The 5,905-nt window shown below is 72.7% G+C and carries 6 protein-coding genes; 3 read left to right on the top strand and 3 right to left on the bottom strand.

The features are described 5' to 3' along the window. Positions 1–213 precede the first annotated feature (213 nt). Entirely contained in the window at positions 214–483 is a 270-nt protein-coding gene (locus CCN39_RS47045; protein WP_086853592.1) for a hypothetical protein, read from the top strand. On the opposite strand, the gene CCN39_RS47040 is transcribed toward CCN39_RS47045, so the two are convergent. Next, positions 480–1,496, bottom strand: a complete 1,017-nt coding sequence (locus tag CCN39_RS47040; protein WP_086853590.1) for an NAD-dependent epimerase/dehydratase family protein — start codon at positions 1,494–1,496, stop codon at positions 480–482. The two genes, CCN39_RS47045 and CCN39_RS47040, sit on opposite strands and share 4 nt — an antisense overlap. Positions 1,497–1,689: 193 nt before the next feature. On the opposite strand from CCN39_RS47040, the gene CCN39_RS47035 reads away from it, so the two are divergent. Both CCN39_RS47035 and CCN39_RS47030 read left to right on the top strand, forming a co-directional pair. Further along, complete coding sequence (locus tag CCN39_RS47035; protein ID WP_086853589.1) at positions 1,690–3,285, top strand: ABC-F family ATP-binding cassette domain-containing protein; 1,596 nt, start codon at positions 1,690–1,692, stop codon at positions 3,283–3,285. A 75-nt stretch (positions 3,286–3,360) separates the two neighbouring features. Further along, positions 3,361–3,792 (top strand): organic hydroperoxide resistance protein, encoded by a 432-nt coding sequence (locus CCN39_RS47030; protein ID WP_086853588.1) that lies wholly within the window; start codon positions 3,361–3,363, stop codon positions 3,790–3,792. A gap of 60 nt (positions 3,793–3,852) precedes the next feature. On the opposite strand, the gene CCN39_RS47025 is transcribed toward CCN39_RS47030, so the two are convergent. Together CCN39_RS47025 and CCN39_RS47020 are read right to left on the bottom strand one after the other, a co-directional pair. Next, positions 3,853–4,881 carry an alpha/beta fold hydrolase gene (locus CCN39_RS47025; protein ID WP_086853587.1) on the bottom strand — a complete coding sequence of 343 codons (1,029 nt, stop codon included), beginning with the start codon at positions 4,879–4,881 and terminating at the stop codon, positions 3,853–3,855. Positions 4,882–4,974: 93 nt separating this feature from the next. After that, a partial coding sequence (locus CCN39_RS47020; protein ID WP_244211338.1) for a LuxR family transcriptional regulator occupies positions 4,975–5,905 on the bottom strand: 931 nt, incomplete at its 5' end.

Below are 5,905 nucleotides of genomic sequence, written 5' to 3'. Positions count from 1 at the left end.
ACCCGGCCCAACCGCGCAACCCCGCCCCGCCCTCCGGGCCGTGCACCGCCTTCCCCGGTCGTGTTAGCCTGTCGCCGTGCTGCGTCCGGTGTTGTCCTTGCGACTCGTAACCCGGCGCGCCGGCTGAACCCAGGTCGCCGGCGTGCTGCGTTGGCGATCGCCTTTTTCCGGGACCTGGCCCCGATCTCGTTCCATCCACAAGGGAGATCCGCCATGTCCACCTCCTTCGCCGTTCCCGCGCCCCGCTCGGCCATGCTGCTGCGCCGCCGGATCGCCACCTACTTCGTCGGCGGCACCGAAACGATCCCCGCGCTCGTCGGTGCCCTCGAAGGACGGCCCGTCCACGAACTGTCCGTCGACGTCAAAGACGGCGTCCGCGAGAGCAGCATGGTCTGCGCCGTCCTGCTGGCGGCCGAAGAGACCGGTCCGCTGCTCGATCGGCTGCGGGAGCTGCCGTCGGTCGTTTCCGCCGAGCTCGCCTAGGGCTTGCGCCCCACCCCCGTCGAAACCTCGTGCAGCCGGTGCCGGTCCGGGGCCAGCGGTGAGGTGTCCGCGCCGGCGCCGTCGCGCAGCCCCGCGAGGAACTCCTTCAGCGTCGCCGCGGCGTCGCGGGCCGGCTGCCAGTCCAATTCGGACTCCGCGCGGCTCGTGTCCATCACGGGCAGCCGCATGACCGCGTCGAACAGGCCCGGGGTCGCCGGGATCGCGTGCAGGCGCCAGGCCGCGTCCACCGCCGCGCGGACCGCGGCCGCCGGGACCGGGATCGTGCGCGCGCCCAGCAGGTCCGCCGCGAACCGGGGGTCCACGACCGGACCGGTCGCGATGTTGAACGCCCCGCGCACGGGCCGCGTCACCGCGCGGCGGACGGCGTCGGCCAGGTCGTCCGTGTGCACGATCTGGAACCGCAACCCGCGGACGTCCGGCACCACCGGGAGAAACCGCACCAGCGAACCCGGCACGAACGGCCCCGCGAACAGCCGCCGCTGCTCCGTCGCGGCACTGCGCTGGAAGACGAACCCCGGCCGCATCCGGACGACGTCGAGCTTCGGGTGCCGGCCCTCGAACGCGTCCAGGTACCGCTCCAGATAGGCCTTTTCCCGCGTGTACGCCGCCCCGGGCCAGCCGTGCGTCGGCCACTCCTCCGTCACCGGCTCGTCGTCCCGCCGCGGTGAGTACGCCCCGATCGACGACGTGTAGACGAGCTTGGGCACGCCCGCCGCGGCCGCCGCTTCGAACACCCGCATCGAGCCGAGGACGTTCGCGCGCCACGTCCGTTCGGGACGCCGGGTGGGCTGGAACAGCCACGCCAGGTGCACGACCGCGTCGGCGCCGCGCAAGAGCGGCCCGAGGTCGGCGCGTTCGACGTCGGCCGGGACGACGCCCTCCGCCGGCCGTCTCGCCAGCTTGACGATGGCTTCGACCTGCGGGTCCGCGCCCAACGCGCGCACGACCCCGGTCCCGATGTTGCCGGTCGCTCCGGTCACCACGATGCGCATCCGGGCCGGTTACCCGGGGTCCCGGCGGACAACCCTGCTATCTTCGCAGGGAAGATCCACACGGAGGAGACCAGTCGTGGCAGGTGACGTCGACATCTCCGGGTAGCTCCGGAGCAAGCAGGCCCCCGGCAACGCCGGTGCGGGCCGCCGTCGACGTCCCCTTTTCCGCTTTCCCTTACCCGAGGTCTTCGCCATGTCCGAAATCGTGCTGTCCGGCCTGTCCTTCTCCTGGCCGGACGACACCCCCGTCTTCGACCGCCTGTCCGCCACCTTCGCGAGCGGCCGCACCGGCCTCGTCGCCCCGAACGGCGCCGGCAAGACGACGCTGCTCAAGCTCGTCGCCGGTGCCCTGAAGCCCTCCGCCGGGAGCGTCACCGCCGACGGCGTGCTCGGCTACCTCCCGCAGGACCTGCCGCTGAGCGGAGAGCCGTCCGTCGCGGAAATCCTCGGGGTGGCCCCGGTTCTGCGCGCGCTCGCCGCCGTCGAATCCGGGGACGTCGCCGAGGAGCACTTCACCACCATCGGCACCGACTGGGACATCGAGGAACGCACCCGCGCCCAGCTCGACCGGCTCGGCCTCGGCGACCTCGCGCTCGAGCGCACGCTGAGCACGCTCAGCGGCGGCCAGATCGTTTCACTGGGCCTCGCCGCGCAACTGCTGAAGCGCCCGGACGTGCTGCTGCTCGACGAACCGACCAACAACCTCGACGCCGAAGCGCGCCACCAGCTCTACGCCGTGCTCGACGACTGGTCCGGCTGCCTGCTCGTGGTCAGCCACGATCGGGCGTTGCTCGACCGGATGGACCGGATCGCCGAGCTCCACGGCGGCGAGATCCGGTTCCACGGCGGCAACTTCACCGCCTACGAGGACGCCGTCCGGGCCGCGCGCGAGGTCGCCGAGAAGAACATCCGCAACGCCGAGCAGGAGGTCAAGCGCGAGAAGCGGGAGATGCAGCAGGCCCGCGAGCGCGCCGCCCGCCGGGCGAGCGCCGCGTCGCGCAACCTCGGCAACGCCGGGCTGCCGAAGATCTTCGCGGGCACGATGAAACGCAACGCGCAGGAATCGGCGGCCAAGGCGGACGGCACGCACGCCGCCCGCGTCGGCGCCGCGAAAGCCAAGCTCGACCAGGCGGAACGCGAACTGCGGACCGAACAGAAGATCAGCCTGCAGCTGCCCGGGACCGAGGTCCCGGCCGGCCGGACGCTCTTCCTCGGCGAGGGCTTGCGCGTGCGGGGCCTCTTCGGCGACGGCGTCGACCTGGCGATCCGCGGTCCCGAGCGGATCGCGCTCACCGGCCCCAACGGCGCCGGGAAGTCGACGCTGCTGCGGGTGGTCAACGGCGATCTGGAGCCCGACGGCGGCACCCTCACGCGCGCCGACGGCCGGATCGCGTTCCTGTCCCAGCGCCTGGACCTGCTGGACGACGACCGCAGCGTCGCCGAGAACCTGGCGGCGGCCGCCCCGGCGCTGCCGCCCGACCGGCGGATGAACCTGCTGGCCCGGTTCCTGTTCCGCGGCTCCCGGGTGCACCTGCCGGTCGGCGCGCTCTCCGGCGGGGAACGGCTGCGCGCCACGCTCGCCTGCGTCCTGTTCGCCGAGCCGGCGCCGCAGCTGCTGTTGCTGGACGAGCCGACGAACAACCTCGACCTGGTCGGCGTCGGGCAGCTGGAGAGCGCGCTGACGGCGTTCCGCGGCGCGTTCGTCGTCGTCAGCCACGACGAGCGCTTCCTCGCGGAGATCGGGATCGACCGGTGGCTGCGGCTGGAGAACGGTGACGTACACGGGTGACGTCGGGCGACGGTCGCCGCGCGCGCACGCGGCTTCCTAGCGTGGGGCCGGCCACCCCGAGAGCAAAGGAAGACCATGTCCGAAGTGACCTACACCGCCGTCGCCACCTCCACCGCGGAGGGCCGCAACGGCGGCCGCGCGACGTCCGACGACGGCGCGCTCGACGTCACCCTCGCCGTCCCCAAGGCCTTCGGCGGCGCGGGTGACGGCACCAACCCGGAGCAGCTGTTCGCGGCGGGCTGGGCGTCGTGCTTCGTCGGGGCCGTGCGCCGGGTCGCGGGCGCGAAGAAGGTGCCGCTGACCGACCTCGCCGTGGTCGCCGAGGTGACCCTGCACCACGACACCGAGGCGGGCGAGTTCCGGCTCAGCGCGGTGCTGCACCTGGAGGCGACGGGCATCGACCAGGCCACGGCCGACGAGCTGGTCCAGGGCGCGCACCAGGTGTGCCCGTACTCGAAGGCCACCCGCGGCAACATCGAGGTCACCCTCGACGCGACGGTCGCCTGACGGAGCGTGCCGGTCTTGGGTGTTCAGGCGGGTTCCCACCCGCCTGAACACCCAAGACCGCTACCGGCGGTCGGCGTCGATGATCGCCTGGGCGAACGGCCGCGGCGTTTCCTGCGGCACGTTGTGGCCGATGCCGTCGAAGACGCGGTGTTCGTACTTCCCGGTGAACTTCGCCCGGTACGCCTTGCCGTCCTTGGCGGCACCGTCGAAGTCGCTGCCGATCGTGATCGAGGGGACGGCGATGGTCGCGCCCGCGGCCAGTTTCTGTTCGTACGTCTCGTATTGCGGCTCGCCCGGGGCGAGGCTCAGGCGCCAGCGGTAGTTGTGGATGACGATGGCGACGTGGTCCGGGTTGTCGAACGCCGCCGCGCTGCGGTCGTACGTGGCGTCGTCGAAGTGCCAGGCGGGCGACGCGGTCTTCCAGATCAGCTTGTTGAAGTCGTGGCGGTTGGCCGCGTAGCCGGCGCGGCCGCGTTCGGTCGCGAAGTAGTACTGGTACCACCAGCCGAGCTCGGCTTGCGGGGCCAGCGGCTTCTGGTTCGCTGCCAGGTTGGTGACGATGTACCCGCTCACCGCGACGATCGCCTTGCAGCGTTCCGGCCACAGCGCGGCGATGATGTCGACGGTCCGGCCGCCCCAGTCGTAGCCGCCGAAGACCGCCTTGTCGATCTTGAGCGCGTCCAGCAGGCCGATGACGTCGAGCGCCACGGCCGTCTGCTGGCCGTTGCGGACCGTCGCCGCGGACTTGAACGCCGTCGGGCCGTAGCCGCGCAGGTAGGGGACGATCACCCGGTAGCCCGCGCCGGCCAGGATCGGCGCGACGTCGACGTAGCTGTACGGGTCGTACGGCCAGCCGTGCAGCAGCACCACCGGCTGCCCGGTGGCCGGCCCGAACTCGTGGTAGGCCATCGTGACCACGCCGGCGTCGGCCTGCTTCACCGGACCGAGCGAGGTGTGTTCGCCGGACCCGGCCCGCAGGTCCGGCGCCGCACCGGGGGCGGCCGCGGGAGTGCCCGACGAGCAGGCCGCCAAGGACGTCGCCGCGAGCCCGGCCGCGAACACGTGCCCGAACCTTCTCCTGCTGATCATCTGCTGCTCCTGTGCGAAAGACCGTGGGACTTTCACGACGTTAGGAGCCGTTTGGTGACCTTCGCGCCCGTCAGTTGACGCAGCCGGTGTACGTCACCGCTCGAGGGTCTTCAGCATCCCGGCGAGGTCGGCGCGGGAGCTCACGCCCAGCTTCGGGAAGATCCGGTGCAGGTGGGTGCCGACGGTCCGGTGCGAGAGGTACAGCCGCTGCCCGATCTCCCGGTTCGTCAGCCCTTCGGCGGCCAGCTGCGCGATGCTCAGCTCGTGCGGGGTCAGCTTGTCCCGGGCGTCCGGGCCGCGGTTCGGGCTCGACTCGCCCGCGCTGCGCAGCTCGCGCCGGGCCCGGTCGGCCCAGGCCGCCATGCCGAGCGCGTCGAACGTCTTGCGGGCGGTGCGCAGGTGCGTCCGCGATTCGACGACCCGCCGCTGCCGCCGCAGCCACTCGCCGTACGCCAGGTGGACGCGGCCGCGTTCGGCGGGCCAGCCGGCCAGGTCGGCCTCGAGTGCTTCGGCGAACAGCTCGTCGCTCGGGTCGAGCACGGCCCGGGCGTACCGGAGGCCGATCTGCAGGGCGGGTGACGGCGTGTCCAGGCACTCGAGTTCGGCGAGGTGGCCACGCAGCTCCTCGGTGCGCCCGGCCCGGACCGCGGCCTCGGTGAGTTCCGCGACGCAGTACGTGCGCAAGGCCAGCTGGTACGCGGGGTCCTGGGGGTCGAGCAGCCGCCGCAGGTCGGCGAAGGCGTCTTCGAACCGGCCTTCGCTCAGGCCGGTCAAGCCGCGCGTGAGCTGCACGGTGGCCAGCACGGGCCGGGCACCGGCCGCGAGCCCGGCGCGTTCGGCCTCGTCGGCGAGGGTTTTCGCTTGCTTGTGGTCGCCGCGCAGGGCGGCGATTTCGGCCTGGACCGCGGTGGCGAGCCCGGCCATGAACGGCTGGCCGGTCTCCCGCGCGAACCGCGCCGCCTCCGCCGCGGCGGGCACGGCCCCGGCGAGGTCCCCGAGCCGGACGCGGCTCCACGCCTGCACG

This window comes from Amycolatopsis kentuckyensis, assembly GCF_002155975.1.
GTDB lineage: Bacteria > Actinomycetota > Actinomycetes > Mycobacteriales > Pseudonocardiaceae > Amycolatopsis > Amycolatopsis kentuckyensis.
Note: the sequence above shows the minus strand (reverse complement) of the source record. Positions and strands in the feature narration are given on the sequence as shown.